The sequence below is a fragment of the Aestuariibaculum sp. YM273 genome (assembly GCF_030908365.1).
Classification (GTDB): Bacteria; Bacteroidota; Bacteroidia; order Flavobacteriales; family Flavobacteriaceae; genus Aestuariibaculum; species Aestuariibaculum marinum.
In genome coordinates, this window is sequence record NZ_CP133090.1 from 117,651 (window position 1) to 137,862 (window position 20,212).

Below are 20,212 nucleotides of genomic sequence, written 5' to 3' on the forward strand. Positions count from 1 at the left end.
CGTTGCTCTCAACATTTGAAAAAATTCGAATACTCAGGACTTTTTTGTAGCTCTGAGCATTTCACGCTTTCCAGGTGGACCAGGTAATTTTTCAACACTAAATCCTACAGTTTGCATGGCTCGACGTACACTACCTTTTGCTGCGTAGGTAACCAAAACACCATTGTTTTGAAGTGCTTCGTACATTTTTTGAAAGATATCTTCTGTCCATAATTCTGGTTGAACCCGAGCACCAAAAGCGTCAAAATAAATAATATTAAATTGTTCCTTCTCTTTTATTTCTGAGAAGAATCGATTTTGTTTTGTTAATGAAAAATTTGGAGTAATACTATGCTGGTCTTCCCAAGAGACATCGTGCAAATTAATAAAGAGGTTTTCTTTACTAGCAACATCTAATTTTTCAGGGTAATTTAACTGGACTACTTCCTCCTTTTCAACGGGATAACCTTCTACTCCATAATAATCAATTGAACATTTCAGTTTTTCAGCCTCCAATAAAGTAATAAATGCATTCAGTCCTGTTCCAAAACCAATTTCTAATATACTGATGCGAGCTGTTTGGATTCCCTTCGACACGACCTTTAATTGAGATTCTGAATCAAGCTCAGAATAACAATAATGATGAAGTCCATATTTAATAAACACATGATATGCTTCCTGAATAGCACCATGCTTCGAATGGTACTGCTCATTCCATTGCGGTAAATGTATAGTAGACGACCCGTCTCCTGTTATAACGACTTCTCTTTCCAATTTTACTGTTTAATTAATACACCTTCGGCTTCAAAGGATAGTGTTCTTTTAGGTGCAGTGATTGCTGCTATTTCTTCTTCAGATTTACCAGCATCCTGAGCATAATGCTGTAATTCATCAACCGGCACTTCATTTACAAACGCTTTACCTTCAATTACAACTTCTTTTCCTTCAATATCCTTTGGTACAAAAAACGCATAATCCTTAAATTTAACCATCACCTCTTTTCCGTCCTCTAAATTTAAAGTCATCCAGCACCCCTTTGCTTTACAAACATCTTTAACTTCCGCAATTAACTTATAGTTTGTACTATCTCCTAGTTGCATTCCGTTATAGACCTTAGTCATCGATTTTACATTGTTTGCATTTATGGCTGTAATTTCCTTTCCAAACGATTCGTAAGCCACCTTTTCTTTGCAAGAAAATAGCATAAAAAGGCAAATCCATGAAAATAATATATTTTTCATACGCTAAAATTCAATTTTTATTGATTTGTTGTAAATATACTGCTTTTTTAAAAACGTTTTTACTTAAATTTGTAGCATAAAAATAACGCTATTTATGAACTCAATAATCAACGACATAGAGATTATAAAATCAGAAACTACAAAAATAAACGATGTAGATTTTAACAATTTGGCTTTTGGAAGTGTTTTTTCAGACCATATGCTAGAGTGTAATTATAAAGATGGAAAATGGGAAGCACCAAAGGTAGTTCCTTACCACTCAATAAGTTTAGACCCTTCTGCAAAGATCTTCCATTACGGACAATCGGTTTTCGAAGGTATGAAAGCTTATAAAGATGCTAATGAAGACGTGTATTTATTCCGTCCGTTAGACAACTTTAAGCGTTTAAATATTTCAGCTAAGCGTTTAGCGATGCCTGAATTACCAGAAAACTATTTTATGGATGGTTTAAAAGCTTTATTAGAAGTTGATAAAGACTGGATCCCTAAGCAAGATGGTAGTTCATTATATATCCGTCCATTTATTTTTGCTTCAGGAAGCGGATTTCACGCATCCCCTGCCAACGAATATAAATTCTTAATTTGTACGGCGCCTTCTGGTTCTTATTTCTCAGGAAAAGTAAAAGTATTAATCGAACAAACCTATTCGCGTTCTGCCAATGGTGGTGTTGGTTATGCTAAAGCTGGAGGTAACTATGCCGGGCAATTCTACCCTACGCAATTAGCGGTTGAGAAAGGCTACCAACAAGTAATCTGGACTGACGACACAAGCCATGAATACATTGAGGAAGCTGGAGCTATGAACATTTTTGTTCGCATTAACGACACCCTAATTACTGCCCCTACAAGTGATAGAATTTTAGATGGTATTACTCGTAAAAGTATAGTTGAATTAGCTAAAGCTGAAGGTATTAATGTTGAAGTTAGAAAACTTTCTGTTCACGAAGTGGTGGATGCTGCTAAAAACGGAACATTAAAAGAAATGTTTGGAGCTGGAACAGCTGCTGTTATCTCTCCTATTTCAGGATTTGGTTATAAAGACGAAGATTTCGAATTACCAGAATTAGAAGATACTTTTGCTAGCTTCTTAAAGAAACGTATCACAGACATTCAAACGAATAAAGTTGAAGATCCATTTGGATGGAGATACAAAGTAGACTAATTACTTTTGATAATATTGATAAAAAAAGAGAAGCTAAAGTAAAGTAGCTTCTCTTTTTTTTATTTATCTAGAATTGAGGCAATGTTTGGTTTAAAATAATTTGGACCTTTTAGCACTTTACCATCTTCTCGGTAAATAGGCTCACCATTATCACCCAATTTACTCATATTACTACGCTGAATTTCCTCAAAAACCTCTTCAATTTTATATTGCATGCCATGCTCTATTATGGTTCCACATAAAATATACAGCATATCACCTAAGGCGTCAGCAACCTCAACCAAATCATTATTATTGGCGGCTTCTAAATACTCTTCGTTTTCCTCCTTCATTAAGTTAAAACGCAAAGTGTTTTTGTCTGAACCTAAATCGGCTGTTGGTGTTTCTTTATGCCCTATTTTAAATGCTGTATGAAATGCCTTTACAGCTTCAATTTTATTCTTCATATATTCAAATATTATTTATCACTAGTCCATTGAAAAGCTAGACTTTTACTTATTTTTGCCTAAAATTAATTATATGTTTAGTAAAGGTCAAATCATTTTCGGAATTATATTTTTTATTGTCTTCTCCATCATTATAGGATTCATGTACCGAAAAGATTTAAAACTACACCGAAAATTCTACAAAGGCAGCATTTGGATGCTATTTGCTTTCATCGGATTTATCCTTTTTATTGTGGCGATTAAATTTTTTTTAAAATAAGACGCAACCTTTTTGCGTTTAATGCATCATATAGGTAACTAACACAAAAACTAAACACTTATGGATGTACTAATTATAATTGGTTGTCTCCTTTTAGTCAATGTTTTTTTATTAATTTTTAGTGTCAATAAAAAAACAAAAACAGAACCCTAAAATCTTCCATAAGCTTAACCTACTTATTTTTTAACGCAGCCTTTAAAAAACTAACGTCTTGATTTAAGGATTCTGTTTCCTAATTTATAGTCCTAGAAATATTCTAGTTTACCTCTGGTAAGAAGTTGTAACGATTACTATAATCTAACATTTGCTCATCAAATGTTTCTGGCTGAGTTACCTCAATTGCAGTGATTTCTCCGTTATTATCGGTTACCGGAACCAATACCGGATTTACAAACCCACTATAAGGTGCAGATTTGAACTGAGCGTTACGCTCTAAAACTTCAGCGTGAAGTGTTTGATCTACTTTTACACCATAACCTTCAACTAAAGCCTCAACAGCCTGAAAATCACCTTCAGATTTTATACGTTGTGTTTCACGTAATAATTCACCGAAAAGCTTATGTAGTTTTTCATAATCGGTAATATTGAAATATGTTTTACCATCGCGTGTTACTTTTTCTATCACGTTATCGGCTTGACCTTTTTCGAAAACCCATGCAGATACCCACTGTCTGTTACGCATATGTGCTTCTTCAACATCATCACCTAAATTCAAACGAATTAACTGGGTCATTAAGCCATTTCTAATATATCCATCGTAAGTTGCTTTTCCTACTTTTTGCCAATCTTCAACTAAACCTAACTCCTGTAATTTAGGATCATACAAATAATAAAGTGCTACCAGATCTGCTCGTCCTTCTTCTAAAGTAGACGCATAATTTTTAAGTGTTTCTTTTGTTTCTCCTACTCCTGGATTTAATTGCCCTGAAGCATGCCCTACAACTTCATGTAAAGCCGTATGTAATTTATCACCTAACTGGCCGTAAGCCTCTTCTAACTCTAACTCTTCTTCGTCATTAACAAACTCTTTTAAGCGCTCTGATCCTCCTGCATTATTGTACGATTGCACTATATTCCCTAAAGACACAGATTTACTTCCTACAGCTGCACGAATCCAGTTAGCGTTTGGTAAATTTACCCCAATAGGTGTACTTGGCGATGCATCTCCGGCTTCTCCTGCAACATTTACCACTTTGTATGTTACCCCTACAACATTTTTCTTTTTATGTTCTTCCATAAGCGGTGAGTTATCTTCAAACCACTGCGCGTTTTCAGAAAGTACAGCCATCTTTTTAGACATATCGAAGTCTTTAATCTGAATGATACTTTCGTAAGAACCTCTGTAACCTAACGGATCATTATACACTTCAATAAAACTATTAATATAATCTACATTACCTTCAGTGGCCGCTGTCCATGCCACATTGTAATCATCCCAGGTTTGTAAATCACCTGTAGTATAGTATTCAATCAATAATCCTAGAGCATTGGCCTGAGCTTCATTTTCTGCAACACCTTTAGCTAGTTCTAACCACTTGATGATCTCGTCTATAGCTTCTCCATACAAACCTCCAGATTTATATTTCAATTCCTTTAAAACACCACCTTCTTTTACCAACTTCGAGTTTAAACCATACGATAATGGCTTTGTTGGATCTGGTGATTGCATTGCTTTATAAAAACTTTCAACATCTGCATTAGTAACACCCTCTCCATAAAAATTAACAGCAGATGCAGATACATTATCTATGCCTTTGGCTAAATTTACTTTTTTAGCATCTTTATCGTTAAAAATAACGTCGAATGCCTCCCCTTCCAACTCAGTATCGGTTTCAGCTAAAAGCATCTTTAAATACTCCGATGAAAACTCTGGCTTCAATTTATCGTTTGAATAATGGTGATGGATACCATTACTAAACCACACGCGTTTCAAATACACCACAAAAGCATTCCAGTCTGCAGACGTTTTATCACCTTCATAATTGTTATAGACCTGCTCTAGAGCCTCACGGATTTTAAGATTATGCTTGTAATTCTGATCCCAGATAATGTCACGTCCAGAAAGTCCTGCCTGCGTTAAATAATATACTAACTTTTGCTCTTTAAGCGATAAATTCTCCCATCCCGGAATCTGGTATCGCAATACCTTAATGTCTGCAAATTGCTCGACATTATAATTAAATGGAGCTTCTGCAATCTTAACTTCTGTAACCTCTTCTGTTGTTTTAGCTTTATCATTACCACAAGAAAACAATGTAGCAGAAACGAAAGCAACACCCAGTATTTGTTTGAAATTCATTTGTTTGGAGTTTTAGTTCGAAAAGGAGGCAAATTAACAATTAAAGACAATTACCTCATTCTCGTTATTAAATTTTTATTTTAAAGTCTACAAATGTAATAATTTCTTAACAAGAAATATTAATTCCTTATCTTTGATAGTGTAAATACTTCTCTAAAAAACAGAACAATATGAAATCTTTTAAATACATATTATTCTTATTGTTAATTGCTGTTATTGGCACGTCTATTTATGTAGCTATTCAACCTAACACGTTTGAAGTTAGTAGGACAAGAACCATTCTAGCCCCGGCATCGGTTATTTACAACAACGTGATTGACTTTAAAAACTGGAAAGACTGGTCGTCTTGGGTTGAAGCCAATCCAGAAATGAAGCTTATTTATCCCAAGCAAACCTCTGGAATTAATAGTTCTTACTCATGGGAAGACGACAGCGGACAAGGCAGTATTACCACGCTTGAAACCTTACCAAACGCTACCATATACCAAGAAATGCAAATTGCAGATTTTCCTGCGTCAAAAATAAACTGGGTATTTAATCCTAATAACGACGGCTCTACCAATGTAACCTGGAGTATTTATGGCAGCGACCTACCTTTTGGGTTTAAAGCTTACACTGCCTTTACTGGAAGTATGGAAGAGCAATTAGGTCCACATTACGAGCGTAGTCTTGAAAAATTAGACAGCATTGTTTTAGCAAGCATGGAAGTATATAGTATAAAAATTAATGGCATAACAAGTTATGCAGGGGAACACTTTTTATACAATTCCACCACCTGCGAAATAAGTGAGTTTGAAGACAAAATGCAGGACATGTTTAACCAAATTATGTCTTATACTAAAGAACATAATATATCTATGTCTGGAGCTCCATTTGTAAACTACACCCAATGGGACGAGGTGAATAATACGGCCGAATTCTCTTGTTGTGTGCCCATAACCGAAGAACTAACACCTAAAAGTAGTAATATTTTAATTGGCAACATTGAACCTTTCAGGGCCTTAAAAACAACTTTAAAAGGCGATTACCGTAATTTAAAAGAAGCTTGGGAAACCGCTTTAAAATACATTCCTGATACTGGATTAGAATTTGCTGAAGATGGACCAATGTTGGAAGTTTACATTACAAACCCCGACAACAATCTCAACCCTGCCGACTGGATTACCGAAATTTATATTGCCATTAAAGAAGAACCTCTTAATGCTTTTTAAAAGCCTTCACTCCCGCTTCAATACGCGTTTTCATATAGTTTTCTCTAGGAACGATTGGGCAAGAATATGTATCATTATAAGCACAATATGGATTATAAGCTTTATTGAAATCAATAATCATGGTATTTCCTGAAGGAATTCGGGCATCAATGTAACGTCCGCCACCATAACTGTCTTCACCACTGGTTTCATCAAAAAAGGGTAAAAACAAATAATCTTCATAACCTTCTTTAGTCATTAATTCTTTATCCTGATAAATATTCAATTTGAATGATTGTCCTTTTAAGTGAAAATGTAAAATCCCGTAAACTCGTTTTTCTGAAATACGACTTGTCGTGGTTTTCATAGGCACAAATTTTGAATCAGGCTTCAACTCTAAAGTCGCCTTAACAACATATGTTGAGTCATTTTTAAAGAATTCCAAACCTTCAAAAGTCTTTCGGTCTTTATCTTTTAAGGGCGACGTTGTCGCATCCTTATATTCTGCATTCAACTCACGCTGAAATTCAGTTTCCCCTAAGTGGTACTGCTTTTTACCCTGACAACCTACTGTACCGAACACAAGTACTAATATCATTAAAACATACTTCATTCAAATAAATTTTGATTTCAAAAATACAACTTCCAATTATTTTCTATAAGTTTGTATTTCAAAAATTTAGACAATGCGCTATATGATCACAATTTGTAAAAAGCAATATACCTCTGTGAGAGAACGAGGTCGGGCTTGCTATATATTGTGGTGATATTTTTATAAAATTATATTACAATGTATTAAAAGTCCGACTTAAACGTCGGACTTTTTTATTTTTAATACCTAACCAACAATGAAAACACTTTTTAAAAACTACATAAACACCTTTAAGGGGCTGTCGGATGAAATCTGGTGGCTGGCACTCATTACATTTATAAATCGTGCCGGTACCATGGTAATTCCCTTTTTATCACTTTATTTAAAAGAAGATTTAAATTTTAGTGTTAGTCAAGTAGGGTGGATTATGAGTGCCTTTGGTTTAGGTTCGGTTGTAGGATCATGGATTGGCGGTAAGCTTACGGATAAAATAGGCTATTACAAGGTTATGGTTAGAAGTTTATTAGCTACAGGAGCGCTGTTCATTGCGTTGCAATTTCTAAACACTTTTGTTTCGCTATGTATCGGAATCTTTATTGTTATGATGGTTGCGGATGCCTTTCGTCCTGCCATATTTGTGGCACTTAATGCGTATAGTAAACCTGAAAACAAAATCCGTTCATTAACCTTAATTCGTTTAGCTATTAATCTTGGCTTTTCGGCGGGTCCTGCTATTGGTGGTATGATTATTACTGGCCTTGGCTATGCAGGTCTCTTTTGGGTAGATGGAATTACATGTGCCCTTGCTGCACTGGTTATGATTAAAGTTTTAAATCCTAAAAAAGCTAAAGTACTAGATGAATTAAAAAACGACAATCCAGTTTCAGCTTATAAAGACCACGCTTTTTTAGTGTTTTTTATAGCCATGGTATTATTTGGCATTGTTTTTCTACAATATTTTTCATCAATCACCATTTACTATAAAGATGTGCATTTGTTAAGTGAATTTGAAATTGGTTTAATTTTAGGCATGAATGGTTTTGTAATTTTTATCTTTGAAATGCCATTAATTAAATGGTTAGAAAAAACAGCTTTTACCAAACTATGGCTTGTGTTTTTCGGAGCAGTTTTAACTGGAATTAGTTTTTTAATTTTAAACTTTACATCCTGGTCTGGCATTCTGATTATTGGTATGCTACTGATAACTTTTGGTGAGATGGTTGCCTTTCCGTTCTCGAATGCTTTTGCTATAGAGCGTGCTAAAAAGGGGAATCAAGGCGAATATATGGCCTTGTATTCCATTTCGTTTTCAGTAGCTCATATTTTTGGGCACAATGCAGGTTTACAGCTATCTGCAGGCTTAGGCTTCGAAAACACTTGGTACATTATTACTGGTTTAGCCTTTATATGTGCTCTTCTATTATTTAGTTTAAATCGACGATTGAATAATTTAATAAAGATACAGCTGTAAGTTGAAGCAAAAAATAAAGACCTAATAATTTTAATAAACAACAGCAGGTTAACGACATAAAAATTTAAATGAAAAATATATTAGATGTTTTAATTATTGGTGCAGGCCCAATTGGTATTAACTGTGCCTTGGAATGTAAAAAACGAAACTGGAATTATGTAGTGGTCGAAAAGGGAGCATTAACCAACTCCCTTTTCAATTACCCAAAAAACATGACCTTCTTTTCAACATCTGAAAAATTAGAGATTGACGAAATTCCGTTTATTAGTAATAACCCAAAACCAAATCGCGACGAAGCTTTGGAATATTATCGACGTGTGGTAACATCTAACAAACTGAATATTAATTTATATGAAACCGTAAAGCATATTGAAAAGGTAGACGATATTTTTAAAGTATCTTCTTCTAAAACTGAGTATTTAGCAAAAAAAGTGATTATCTCAACCGGCTTTTACGACATCCCTAAACTTATTGGTGTACCTGGTGAAAATTTACCTAAAGTGACCCACTATTATAAGGAAGCACACAACTATTCACTCCAGAAAGTTATTGTTGTGGGGGCAAGTAACTCATCAGTCGATGCGGCTTTAGAAATTTGGCGTAAAGGCGGCGAGGTGACTATGGTGGTGCGTGGTGAAACCATTGGCGAACGTGTAAAATACTGGGTACGTCCCGACATTATTAATCGAATTAATGAAGGTAGCATTAAGGCTTATTTTAATTCAGAGATTACTAAAATTGATAAGGAGTCTGTAGAGATTACAACACCGAAAGGTGATATTACTTTAGAAAACGATTATGTTGTAGCCCTTACGGGATACGTTCCCGATTTCGACTTTTTAAAGCAAAGTAACATTGAATTATCTGACGACGGCAGAAATATTCCAAGCTACAATCCGGAAACCATGGAATCGAATGTTGAAGGTCTATACTTAGCCGGTGTGATATGCGGCGGTAATGAAACGCACAAATGGTTTATTGAAAATTCACGAATTCATGCCAAACTTATTGCTGAACACATAGAAACTATAAGCGAACATATTAAAGAATGAACTTAAACCAGGTTACAATTCCTTCAATAAATGTAGAAAAGGCAGTAACATTCTATCAGACTTTAGGGTTACGACTGATTGTGGATTCAATTCCCAGATATGCGCGATTTGAATGTCCTGACGGCAATAGTACATTTTCCATTCATAAGGTTGAAGCATTACCAAAAGGACAAGGAATAACCATTTATTTTGAAGTGGATAATCTTGAAGAAACTGTTTTAAAACTACAGCTGCAAGATATTGTTTTTAAGAGTTTACCCGAAGATAAACCCTGGTTGTGGAGCGAAGCTCATTTAAACGATTTAGATGGTAACCATATTATAATATACCATGCTGGGGAAAACAGAAAAAATCCACCGTGGCGGATTTCTTAGCTTATTTTATTGGTTTTATTTCTTTAAATCGTGTGACGTGAGACAATACAATTTGCGTTTTGGTTTCTCCATAAATAATCAACTGATCGATAAACATTTCTAAGTGCTTTTGATTTTTAAGCACGACTTCCATAACAATGTTTTCGTTTCCTGTAATTCGGTAGCAATTCAAAACCTCATCATAAGTTTTTACCTTTTCTAAAAAGGGTTTTAACTTACCTATAAAAGCGCGCAAAGTAATTATTGCTTTTAATTGATATCCCATATCTAAGGGTGAAACTACAGTTTTATATCCTAAAATAATTCCAGCATCTTCCATTTTCTTAATGCGTTCGGAAACTGCAGGCGAACTTATCCCAACTTGTCGTCCTATTTCGGCATTTGAGAGTCTTGCATTTTGCTGTAAACACTTCAAAATCTTCCAGTTAAGCGCATCTAAAACCATTCAAAAGATAAATTACGTTAAAAAATTAAATATTAAAGTAAATATACAATTTTACTTTAAATCTTAAAGAAGAATATGAATACTTGTCTGTAATTTTGATAAAAACGCTAAAGAGAAAAAGATTATGTCACGCAATACCCCACAAAACCTATCGGAATTACCGATTTATAAAAAAGCGATAGAAATTTTCGCACTATCACAAAGCATTTCATCGTACTTAAACCACGATTTATCAGACCTTAAACCAGATGGTTCTGAAGATAATAACATCTATTTTTCAGGGGATATTGTTCAGCAATCTATCTCATTAGCTCCGGAAATTGCTAATGTAGAATTAGAACGTTACACCGAAAAAAGACACAAACATATTGCTGCCTTAAAACGCTTAACAAACAAGTTATACAGAAATTCGTATCGTTTAGAAAAATCGAACAGCAACGGTAAAGACTTTTTACCTATTTTACGTAGTGAATTGAAAAAATTCAAACAATTACAGCGTACTTGGTTATTAACATTATAACCCAAGGTGTCATTTTCTCTTTTCTTTCTAATAACATCCCAATTCATAAAAAATAAAAAAGCAGAATTAATACTAGCAATACTTGCTAAGATTAATTCTGCCTTCTAAACAGTTTTTAAACTGCTTTAAAAGTTCTTCTTTTTTGGCTATTATTCCTAAGATTCTAAGTCTTTTGAATATTAGCCCAGTTAAAAATAAAAGTAATGTTCTACGTATAAATCTCTGGTTTTAAATAAATTTAACTTGCTTTATCTAACTTAACTATGTAACTATCAATTTCATAGTATTTCTCCGATTTAATAACGTTTAATAACCAGTCGATGTGATTCTCAGACCTTCTGTTAAAATTGTAATTTAAAGTTGCTTCCATAATAATGTATTTTAAATTGAACATATTATTGACTTTTAGAGAACATTTAAGATACCTAAGAAACACACTGAAACATAAATTTCTAGTTAATCAGTTCATTTAAATCTTTAATTTGCAACATTTTACAAAAAATCATGATAAACTACACGTCTATTTTTCAACTATATAGTATAAAAAATCCCGAACTCAGGTTCAGGATTTTATGATCTATTAGAAAAAACTAGCGTTTACATATTTCTACGATACTGCCCTCCTACTTCAAATAAAGCTTCTGTAATTTGCCCCAAAGAACATACCTTAGTAGCTTCCATTAATACTTCAAATACATTTTGGTTTTGAATAGCAGCTTCCTGCACTTCAGATAAAATGGTTTCTATACGACCTTCATATGTTTTATGAAGATTCTCCAATGTTTTTATCTGGAATTGCTTTTCATCTTCAGTAGCACGAATCACTTCTTTTGGCTGAATTGTTGGCGATCCCTTGCTACTCAAGAAGGTATTCACACCAATAATCGGGAATTCACCATTATGTTTCAACGTTTCGTAATACAAGCTTTCTTCCTGAATTTTACTTCGCTGATACATGGTTTCCATAGCCCCTAAAACACCACCACGTTCCGTAATGCGATCGAATTCTGCCAATACAGCTTCTTCAACTAAATCGGTTAATTCTTCTATAATAAATGAACCTTGAATAGGGTTTTCATTTCTTGCTAAACCTAATTCTTTATTAATTATTAATTGAATGGCCATCGCACGACGCACAGATTCCTCGGTTGGCGTTGTAATGGCTTCATCGTAAGCATTTGTGTGTAACGAGTTACAGTTGTCATAAATAGCATATAACGCTTGAAGCGTAGTACGGATATCGTTAAAATCGATTTCCTGAGCATGTAAACTTCTACCTGAAGTTTGAATGTGGTATTTCAACATTTGCGCTCTTGGATTAGCTCCATATTTTTGCTTTAACGCTTTAGCCCAGATTCTACGCGCCACACGACCAATTACCGCATATTCCGGGTCGATACCATTAGAGAAAAAGAATGATAAATTTGGTCCGAACTTATTAATATCCATACCCCTGGACAAATAGTATTCTACGTAAGTAAATCCGTTAGATAAGGTCAACGCTAACTGTGTAATAGGATTTGCTCCGGCTTCTGCAATATGATATCCAGAAATAGACACTGAATAAAAATTACGAACGTTATTTTCAATAAAATACTCCTGAACGTCTCCCATTAATCGAAGTGCAAATTCCGTTGAAAAAATGCAGGTATTTTGCGCCTGATCTTCTTTTAAAATATCTGCCTGTACTGTTCCTCTAACCTGAGCAATGGTTTTAGTTTTAATCTCATTATAAACGGCTTCTGGTAAGACCTGATCTCCGGTAACACCCAGCAGCATTAACCCTAAACCGTCGTTACCTTCAGGTAATTCACCATTATATTTAGGACGCTCGACACCTTTTTCTTTATAAATCGCTTCAATTTTGTCTTCTACCTCTTTTTCAAGACCTTGCTCCTTAATATATAATTCACATTGCTGATCGATAGCTGCATTCATAAAGAAGCCCAATAACATGGGTGCAGGGCCATTAATCGTCATACTCACTGAAGTCATGGCATCAGCAAGATTAAATCCGGAATACAGCTTTTTAGCATCGTCTAAACAACAGATACTTACACCTGCATTCCCTATTTTCCCATAAATATCCGGACGGTAATCCGGGTCGTTACCATACAAGGTTACACTATCGAAAGCCGTAGATAAACGCTTTGCAGGCATCCCTAAACTTACATAATGAAAACGCCTGTTGGTACGCTCTGGTCCTCCTTCTCCGGCAAACATACGTGTTGGATCTTCTCCTGTACGTTTAAACGGATACAACCCTGAAGTATACGGAAATTCTCCCGGCACATTTTCTTGTAAAGTCCAACGTAAGATGTCTCCCCAAGCCTGATATTTTGGCAAAGCTACTTTTGGTATTTGCGTATGCGATAAGGATTCGGTATGGGTTTCAATCTTAATTTCTTTATCACGTACTTTAAAGGAATAAATCGGATTTTTATACTTATCCACTTTCTCACTCCAACCAGTAATGATTTCCCAGTTATAAGGGTCAAGGTTCATTTTTACACGATCGAATTCCCCTATCAATAACTTTACAAAAGCAGAATTATCTTCAGTAATTGTCAAAGCTTCATTATCAATTCCAGACTTATCTAACTCAGGAACTTCTCCGACTACAGACTCAATCGTTTTATAGATTCCGTATAACTTTTGAGCTACTTCAACCTGTTCAACAACGTTTTCATCATAAGAGCGATTGGTTTCTGCAATTTCCGACAAATAACGTGTTCGGCTTGGTGGAATGACAAAAATCTTTTCACTCATTTCTTTCGAAATTTGGAACGTAGACTGTAAATCGACTCCGGATTTTTCAGCAATCTTATCCATCACCGCTTTGTAGAGTGAATTCATACCAGGATCGTTAAACTGAGAAGCAATGGTTCCAAATACAGGCAAGTCATCCTGATTCACTTCCCAAAGTTCATGATTACGCATGTATTGTTTTTTCACATCGCGCAAGGCATCTAAAGCGCCACGCTTATCAAACTTATTTATCGCCACTAAATCGGCGAAATCAAGCATATCGATTTTCTCTAATTGTGTAGCGGCACCAAATTCCGGCGTCATTACATATAAAGAGACATTACTGTGTTCTATAATTTCGGTATCCGATTGCCCAATACCAGAAGTTTCTAAAATGATTAAATCGTAATTGGCTGCCTTTAGCACTTCAATCGCCTCATTCACATGCCGCGATAAAGCTAGATTCGATTGGCGCGTTGCCAAACTACGCATATAAACTCTTGAATTATTAATGGCATTCATACGAATACGATCGCCTAAAAGTGCACCTCCTGTTTTACGCTTTGAAGGATCGACAGAAATAATTCCGATTGTTTTTTCTGGAAAATCGATTAAAAAACGACGAACTAACTCATCAACCAAAGAGGATTTCCCTGCTCCTCCTGTTCCTGTAATGCCTAAAACCGGCGTATTACAGGTTTTATTTTTATCATGTATAATTTCTAAAGTTTCTTTGGCTACTTCAGGAAAATTTTCAGCCGACGAGATTACACGAGCAATCGATTTAGGATTTTTGGTCTCCAATTCTTTTACTTCTCCATTTAGCGAATCGCCAACCGCAAAATCGGATTGTTCGACTAAATCGTTAATCATACCTTGTAAGCCAAGTTCCCTTCCATCATCTGGCGAATAAATACGAGTAATCCCATAATCCATTAATTCTTTGATTTCCTCAGGAAGGATTACACCACCTCCGCCACCAAAAATCTTGATGTGTGACGCGCCTTTTTCCTTTAACAAATCGTACATGTACTTAAAATATTCGTTATGCCCGCCTTGATAAGACGTCATCGCAATAGCATTGGCATCTTCCTGAATGGCTGTATTTACAACCTCTTCAACACTTCTGTCGTGTCCAAGATGAATGACTTCAACACCGGTAGATTGAATAATTCGGCGCATGATATTTATCGCAGCATCATGACCATCGAATAACGAGGCCGCGGTAACAATTCTAACTTTATGTTTTGGTTTATAAGGAGCTGTACGCATCTTTTCAGTATAATTAAATAAAACTATTATATATGCGTCAAATTTACGAAATATTCAAAAAATTCAACTATTTACAAGCGATTATCTAAATTTCATATTCTCACTTTCTTCTTAAGTGATTTTTAGATTAATTTTGAGAGACTTATATATGATTATGAATAAAATTACCATACTTATACACTGTAAAGACCGCCCAAATATTATTGCTTCAGTAACCAATTTTATCGCCAATAATGAAGGAAATATTGTTTATATCGATCAGTTTGTAGATCGCGAACAAAATGAATTTTTCATGCGACTGGAAAGTGAATTTATTAATGATACTTTTTCTACAGAAAGTCTTAAAGCTTCCTTTAAAAAAGAAATGGCCGATGTTTTTAAAATGAAATGGCGAATTTACTCCTCGGAAAGCAAACCGAAAATGGCTTTATTCATTTCTAAATACGATCACTGTCTTTACGATTTATTAGGGCGTTATAATTCTGGCGAACTTAATCTTGAAATTCCTTTTATCATAAGCAATCATAAGGATTTAAAACCCATTGCCGATAGTTTTAAAATTCCGTTTCATCACATTCCGGTAACGAAAGACACCAAAGAAGAAGCCGCCAATAGGCAATTAGCCCTTCTTGAAGAACACGGTATCAACTTTATAGTTTTAGCGCGTTATATGCAAATTATACCTAAATCGCTTATCGATAAATACCCAAATAAAATCATTAATATTCACCATTCCTTTTTACCGGCTTTTATTGGCGCCAAACCCTATCATTCGGCATTTAAGCGTGGTGTGAAAATTATTGGAGCCACCAGTCATTACGTTACCGAAGAATTGGACGCTGGACCAATTATAGAACAGGATGTAACTCGTGTAACTCATGCTCACTCCATTCCAGATTTAATTGCAAAAGGACGTGATTTAGAAAAAATTGTATTGGCTAATGCCATAAAATTACACGCCGATAGAAAAGTTATGGTTTATAATAACAAAACGGTAATATTCTCTTGATATAATTGAAATAATACCTAGACTATAATTGTAAATCTTAAACCCTATATTTGTTTAAGATATAAAACACCCAAATATGATTAAAAAGATATTCGCAGTATCCATAATTTTTGCATTAACTGCCTGTGGCGACCTACAACAAGTTATTAATCAGCTTCCACAAACAGGAACAACTATAGGAAACGATCAGATAGCCTCTGGATTAAGAGAAGCCTTAAATTTAGGAATAGAGAAACAAGTATCGAAGCTAACCCAAACCGATGGTTTTTATAAAAATGATCTGGTTAAAATATTACTTCCTGAAGAATTACAACAGGTTGATAAAAGCCTTAGAAGTATTGGCTTAGGAAGTTTAGCAGACGAAGGCTTAAAAGCTTTAAATCGTGCTGCCGAAGATGCTGTAAAAGAAGCAACCCCTATTTTCGTAGATGCGGTTAAGCAAATCACCTTTACCGATGCTAAAAGCATTTTATTAGGTAACGACAATGCGGCTACGCAATATTTAACAGGAAAAACACAAACGGCTTTATACGACAAATTTCACCCAGTAATTAATAGTTCGTTTACCAAAGTAGGTGCCGATAAAATCTGGACCAATCTAATTAACAAATACAACAGTATTCCTTTTACGAATAATGTTAATCCAGATTTAACCGATTATGTAACCAGTGAAGCTCTTGAAGGTGTATACACAATGATTGCAGTTGAAGAAAAAGAAATTCGTACCGACATCTCTTCGAGAACAACCACTTTACTTAAACAAGTTTTTGCGCTTCAAGATTAAAAAACACCAATGTTTTCAATACAAATCCGATGGTTAATAAAATAATTATCGGATTTTTTTTTTTATTAGATAAAAAATGTATATTTAACTATCTGAAATTCAGTTATCAATGGATAGACTTGACCGCATACGAATCGATCAGGAGAAGCTTAAAAATAAGTATAAGCTTTTAATAGAACAAGCGTATAACTTACGCCAGACAGATTCTGCACAAAGTGATATTTCTGAATACATGGCCATCAAACTTCTCAATAAATTAAATCGTTTAAAATATTTAGCTAGAGAGCATCAAAAAACTTTAGTTTAACGTATTTATCATTTATTTAACGATTACCTTACATCTAAACCACACAAAATCACGTACTTTATAAAAAAACAAGTTATGAGTACACAATTTTGTAAAGTCGGAAGAATTAAGCCAAACCTAAACAAGTTAATCAGCTTAAAAGAATTAGAACGTAAAGTTGAAAATTTTGTAGATGATACTAGCAAGCTAGATTATTCTCAAGATTTAAACGGAGCATTTTAAAATACTTAAATGCTTTTAGTAACCTAGAACCGTACCAGGAAAATAGTTCTCCATCAGCTAAAACAATTTTAGCTTTTGGAAAATATGCTTGCACCTCATCTTTATGATTTTCCTTAAACGGAAAGGGTTCACTAGATAACAAGACCAAATCAACAGCGTCATATCCTCCCGACGCTTCTAAAAACACTTCTGGATAACGCTCTAGCTCAAGGAAAGCATTGGTGAATTTATTTAATTCCAGAAGATGATTTATAAAAGTATGATTTGCAGCCACCATCCAAGGTGATTTCCAAATAAAATAAGCCACTTTCAATTCTTGCTTATCTTTTAAAAAGACTTTAAAATCTCTAACCTCAGCAGCTATTTTTGAAGACATTGCTTCAGCTTGAGTTCGCTTATCAAACAAATAACCATATTGCTTTATAAGTTCAATACTATCGGCTATCGTATAAATATCAGAAACGTGAACCGGACAAATGGTTTCACAAGCCTCTACAATTTCCTTGGTATTTTCCTCCTTATTGCATAGAATGACATCAGGCTTTAAGGCTTTTATTTTATCTAAATGAACCTGCTTAGTACCTCCAACCACCTCCACATCAGTTGTTATATGATGTGGATGCACACAAAACTTAGTCACCCCAACAAGGGATTCTTCTAAACCTAAATCGCATAACAATTCGGTTTGGCTGGGTACTAAAGAAATAATTCGCTTTGGAATGCTTTTCAATTCAATTGTTCTTTGTAATTGATCTAAAACCTCCAAAACGAATTATCGTATTTTATATTATTTTGAAATTTAAACTGAAAGAATCTCAGCCATTTCAGCTTGCAGTTCTTTAGCTTTTTCAGCAGCTACTTGGGCATAATCTTCATCTTTAGAAGCGTAAATAATCCCTCTTGAAGAATTAATAAGCAAACCTACCGAATCATTCATTCCGTATTTACAAACGTCTTGTAAATTTCCACCTTGCGCTCCTACTCCAGGAACTAACAAGAAACTGTCTGGAATAATTTGACGAATATCAGCTAAATACTCTGCTTTAGTGGCTCCGACCACATACATTAAGTTTTCAGAATTCTCCCAAGTCTTAGAGGTTGCTAAAACCTGCTTATATAATTCTTTACCGTCAACTAATTGCGTTTGAAAATCAAATGCTCCAGCATTCGATGTTAATCCTAACATAATGGTATGCTTATCCTGAAATGCTAAAAATGGCTCTACAGAATCTTTACCCATGTAGGGTGCTACAGTAACCGAATCAAACGCTAAATCCTCGAAAAAAGCTTTAGCATACATCGTACTTGTATTTCCTATATCACCACGTTTGGCATCGGCAATCGTAAAAATTTCAGGATGATTTTCATTTAAATAATTAATGGTTTTCTCTAAAGCTTTCCACCCTTTTAAACCATAAGCTTCATAAAACGCTGTATTCGGCTTGTAAGCTACACATAAATGATGCGTTGCATCGATAATCGCTTTATTAAAAGCAAAGATAGGATCTTCTTCTTTTAAAAGATGCTCCGGTATTTTGTTTAAATCGACATCTAAACCAATACATAAAAAGGATTGCTTCTTCTTAATCTGTTCTACAAGTTGTGCTGTTGTCATATATAAAAAAGCCTCTTAAAGAGGCTATTCATTTTTAAATTACGTTATCGTTAGCTTTTAACTTTTCAGTGTTTTCGGCCAATTGTAACTCATCAATTATTTTTTGAATATCACCATTTACAATATTACTTAAATCGTAAAGTGTTAAACCAATTCTATGATCTGTTACACGTCCCTGCGGGTAGTTATAAGTTCTAATCTTAGCACTTCTGTCACCAGAAGTCACCATACTTCCACGTTTCGCAGCATCTTCCTCCTGCTTTTTAGCAAGTTCTAAATCGTATAAACGCGAACGTAATACTTTAAAGGCTTTTTCTTTATTCTTATGCTGTGATTTTTGATCTTGACACTGCGCCACTAATCCTGTTGGGATATGTGTTAAACGCACCGCTGAATAGGTTGTGTTTACCGACTGCCCACCAGGACCTGATGAACAGAAGTAATCGATACGTACATCTTTAGGGTTGATTTCCACATCAAACTCTTCGGCTTCCGGGAATACCATTACCGTTGCAGCACTAGTATGCACGCGACCTTGTGTTTCGGTTTGTGGCACACGTTGTACACGATGAACCCCTGCTTCAAATTTTAAAGTTCCATAAACATCTTCACCAGACACCTCAAACTGAATTTCTTTAAATCCGCCGTTAGTTCCTTCGCTAAAGTCTACCGTATCTACTTTCCAGCCTTTGCCTTCGCAATATTTAGTGTACATTCTAAATAAGTCACCAGCAAAAATACTCGCTTCGTCACCACCGGTTCCGGCACGTAACTCGACTACAGCATTCTTAGCATCTTCAGGGTCTTTTGGAATTAAAAGAAACTTAATTTCATCCTCTAATTTAGGGATTAACTCTTTAGACTCTTCATACTGCATTTTAGCCATTTCTACCATTTCGGCATCGCTACCATCTGCAATGATTTCTTCGGCTTCTGCTAAATTATTAGTCGCTTCAATATACTCGTCGCGCTTTTCTACAAGTACCTTAAGGTCTTTATATTCTTTGTTAAGTTGTACATAGCGTTTTTGATCTGATATAATATCTGGCTGAATGATTAAATCACTCACCTCGTCGAAACGCTGCTTTACTATTTGTAATTTGTCTAACATCTAATTAAATTGTGTCGCAAAAATACGATAATTTATGAATTGATAAATCGTGAGTTCAAAAATTGAAATAATTAATTTTAATTTTCTTGAATATCTTACACATAAAAAAAGGAA

Annotated in this window: 20 protein-coding genes; 9 read left to right on the forward strand and 11 right to left on the reverse strand. The window is 34.8% G+C overall.

Going from position 1 to position 20,212, the window contains the following annotated elements:
• Window positions 1–33: 33 nt before the first annotated feature.
• Together mnmD and RBH94_RS00525 are read right to left on the reverse strand one after the other, a co-directional pair.
• On the reverse strand, window positions 34–753 hold the full coding sequence (gene mnmD, locus RBH94_RS00520) for a tRNA (5-methylaminomethyl-2-thiouridine)(34)-methyltransferase MnmD (RefSeq protein WP_307881900.1): 720 nt from the start codon (window positions 751–753) through the stop codon (window positions 34–36).
• 2 nt (window positions 754–755) lie between these two features.
• Window positions 756–1,220: a DUF4920 domain-containing protein gene (locus RBH94_RS00525; protein WP_307881901.1), complete on the reverse strand. Its 465-nt coding sequence runs from the start codon at window positions 1,218–1,220 to the stop codon at window positions 756–758.
• A 94-nt stretch (window positions 1,221–1,314) separates the two neighbouring features.
• Between RBH94_RS00525 and RBH94_RS00530 the strand changes: the two genes are divergently transcribed.
• On the forward strand, window positions 1,315–2,382 hold the full coding sequence (locus RBH94_RS00530; protein ID WP_307881902.1) for a branched-chain amino acid aminotransferase: 1,068 nt from the start codon (window positions 1,315–1,317) through the stop codon (window positions 2,380–2,382).
• Window positions 2,383–2,441: 59 nt separating this feature from the next.
• Here the strand turns inward: RBH94_RS00530 and RBH94_RS00535 are convergent, their stop codons facing one another.
• Complete coding sequence (locus RBH94_RS00535) at window positions 2,442–2,828, reverse strand: nucleoside triphosphate pyrophosphohydrolase family protein (RefSeq protein ID WP_188223333.1); 387 nt, start codon at window positions 2,826–2,828, stop codon at window positions 2,442–2,444.
• Between the two features lie 515 nt (window positions 2,829–3,343).
• Window positions 3,344–5,386: a dihydrofolate reductase gene (locus RBH94_RS00540; protein ID WP_307881903.1), complete on the reverse strand. Its 2,043-nt coding sequence runs from the start codon at window positions 5,384–5,386 to the stop codon at window positions 3,344–3,346.
• A gap of 170 nt (window positions 5,387–5,556) precedes the next feature.
• Between RBH94_RS00540 and RBH94_RS00545 the strand changes: the two genes are divergently transcribed.
• Window positions 5,557–6,597, forward strand: a complete 1,041-nt coding sequence (locus RBH94_RS00545; protein ID WP_307881904.1) for a GyrI-like domain-containing protein — start codon at window positions 5,557–5,559, stop codon at window positions 6,595–6,597.
• Here the strand turns inward: RBH94_RS00545 and RBH94_RS00550 are convergent.
• Complete coding sequence (locus RBH94_RS00550) at window positions 6,584–7,189, reverse strand: DUF1684 domain-containing protein (RefSeq protein WP_307881905.1); 606 nt, start codon at window positions 7,187–7,189, stop codon at window positions 6,584–6,586. The two genes, RBH94_RS00545 and RBH94_RS00550, sit on opposite strands and share 14 nt — an antisense overlap.
• 235 nt (window positions 7,190–7,424) lie before the next feature.
• On the opposite strand from RBH94_RS00550, the gene RBH94_RS00555 reads away from it, so the two are divergent.
• From RBH94_RS00555 to RBH94_RS00565, 3 genes are all read left to right on the forward strand, one after another.
• On the forward strand, window positions 7,425–8,639 hold the full coding sequence (locus tag RBH94_RS00555) for an MFS transporter (RefSeq protein ID WP_307881906.1): 1,215 nt from the start codon (window positions 7,425–7,427) through the stop codon (window positions 8,637–8,639).
• Between the two features lie 68 nt (window positions 8,640–8,707).
• Window positions 8,708–9,691 carry a YpdA family putative bacillithiol disulfide reductase gene (locus RBH94_RS00560; protein WP_307881907.1) on the forward strand — a complete coding sequence of 328 codons (984 nt, stop codon included), beginning with the start codon at window positions 8,708–8,710 and terminating at the stop codon, window positions 9,689–9,691.
• The gene (locus RBH94_RS00565) at window positions 9,688–10,065 is read left to right on the forward strand and encodes a VOC family protein (RefSeq protein WP_307881908.1); all 378 of its coding nucleotides are present in this window, start codon (window positions 9,688–9,690) and stop codon (window positions 10,063–10,065) included. The genes RBH94_RS00560 and RBH94_RS00565 overlap by 4 nt, the downstream gene beginning before the upstream one ends.
• Window position 10,066: 1 nt before the next feature.
• Here RBH94_RS00565 and RBH94_RS00570 read toward each other — a convergent pair whose 3' ends face one another.
• Complete coding sequence (locus RBH94_RS00570; protein ID WP_307881909.1) at window positions 10,067–10,510, reverse strand: Lrp/AsnC family transcriptional regulator; 444 nt, start codon at window positions 10,508–10,510, stop codon at window positions 10,067–10,069.
• Window positions 10,511–10,634: 124 nt separating this feature from the next.
• Here RBH94_RS00570 and RBH94_RS00575 point away from each other — a divergent pair, with 124 nt between their 5' ends.
• A complete protein-coding gene (locus RBH94_RS00575) occupies window positions 10,635–11,030 on the forward strand; it encodes a hypothetical protein (protein WP_307881910.1) in 396 nt (131 codons plus the stop codon).
• Between the two features lie 238 nt (window positions 11,031–11,268).
• Here the strand turns inward: RBH94_RS00575 and RBH94_RS00580 are convergent, their stop codons facing one another.
• Window positions 11,269–11,424, reverse strand: coding sequence for a hypothetical protein (locus tag RBH94_RS00580; RefSeq protein ID WP_307881911.1), 156 nt, complete (start codon window positions 11,422–11,424; stop codon window positions 11,269–11,271).
• Between the two features lie 203 nt (window positions 11,425–11,627).
• Entirely contained in the window at window positions 11,628–15,050 is a 3,423-nt protein-coding gene (locus tag RBH94_RS00585; protein WP_307881912.1) for a methylmalonyl-CoA mutase family protein, read from the reverse strand.
• Between the two features lie 154 nt (window positions 15,051–15,204).
• Between RBH94_RS00585 and purU the strand changes: the two genes are divergently transcribed.
• The 3 genes from purU to RBH94_RS00600 all read left to right on the forward strand — a co-directional run bounded on the left by purU (window position 15,205) and on the right by RBH94_RS00600 (window position 17,150).
• Window positions 15,205–16,059 (forward strand): formyltetrahydrofolate deformylase, encoded by an 855-nt coding sequence (purU, locus tag RBH94_RS00590; RefSeq protein ID WP_307881913.1) that lies wholly within the window; start codon window positions 15,205–15,207, stop codon window positions 16,057–16,059.
• A 76-nt stretch (window positions 16,060–16,135) separates the two neighbouring features.
• Complete coding sequence (locus RBH94_RS00595) at window positions 16,136–16,843, forward strand: DUF4197 domain-containing protein (RefSeq protein WP_307881914.1); 708 nt, start codon at window positions 16,136–16,138, stop codon at window positions 16,841–16,843.
• A gap of 109 nt (window positions 16,844–16,952) precedes the next feature.
• Entirely contained in the window at window positions 16,953–17,150 is a 198-nt protein-coding gene (locus RBH94_RS00600; protein WP_307881915.1) for a Lacal_2735 family protein, read from the forward strand.
• A gap of 178 nt (window positions 17,151–17,328) precedes the next feature.
• Here RBH94_RS00600 and RBH94_RS00605 read toward each other — a convergent pair whose 3' ends face one another.
• From RBH94_RS00605 to prfA, 3 genes are all read right to left on the reverse strand, one after another.
• Complete coding sequence (locus RBH94_RS00605) at window positions 17,329–18,102, reverse strand: ABC transporter substrate-binding protein (protein WP_307881916.1); 774 nt, start codon at window positions 18,100–18,102, stop codon at window positions 17,329–17,331.
• A gap of 69 nt (window positions 18,103–18,171) precedes the next feature.
• Window positions 18,172–18,987, reverse strand: coding sequence for an orotidine-5'-phosphate decarboxylase (pyrF, locus tag RBH94_RS00610; RefSeq protein ID WP_307881917.1), 816 nt, complete (start codon window positions 18,985–18,987; stop codon window positions 18,172–18,174).
• A 34-nt stretch (window positions 18,988–19,021) separates the two neighbouring features.
• Window positions 19,022–20,098, reverse strand: coding sequence for a peptide chain release factor 1 (gene prfA, locus RBH94_RS00615; protein ID WP_188223318.1), 1,077 nt, complete (start codon window positions 20,096–20,098; stop codon window positions 19,022–19,024).
• Between the last annotated feature and the right edge of the window lie 114 nt (window positions 20,099–20,212).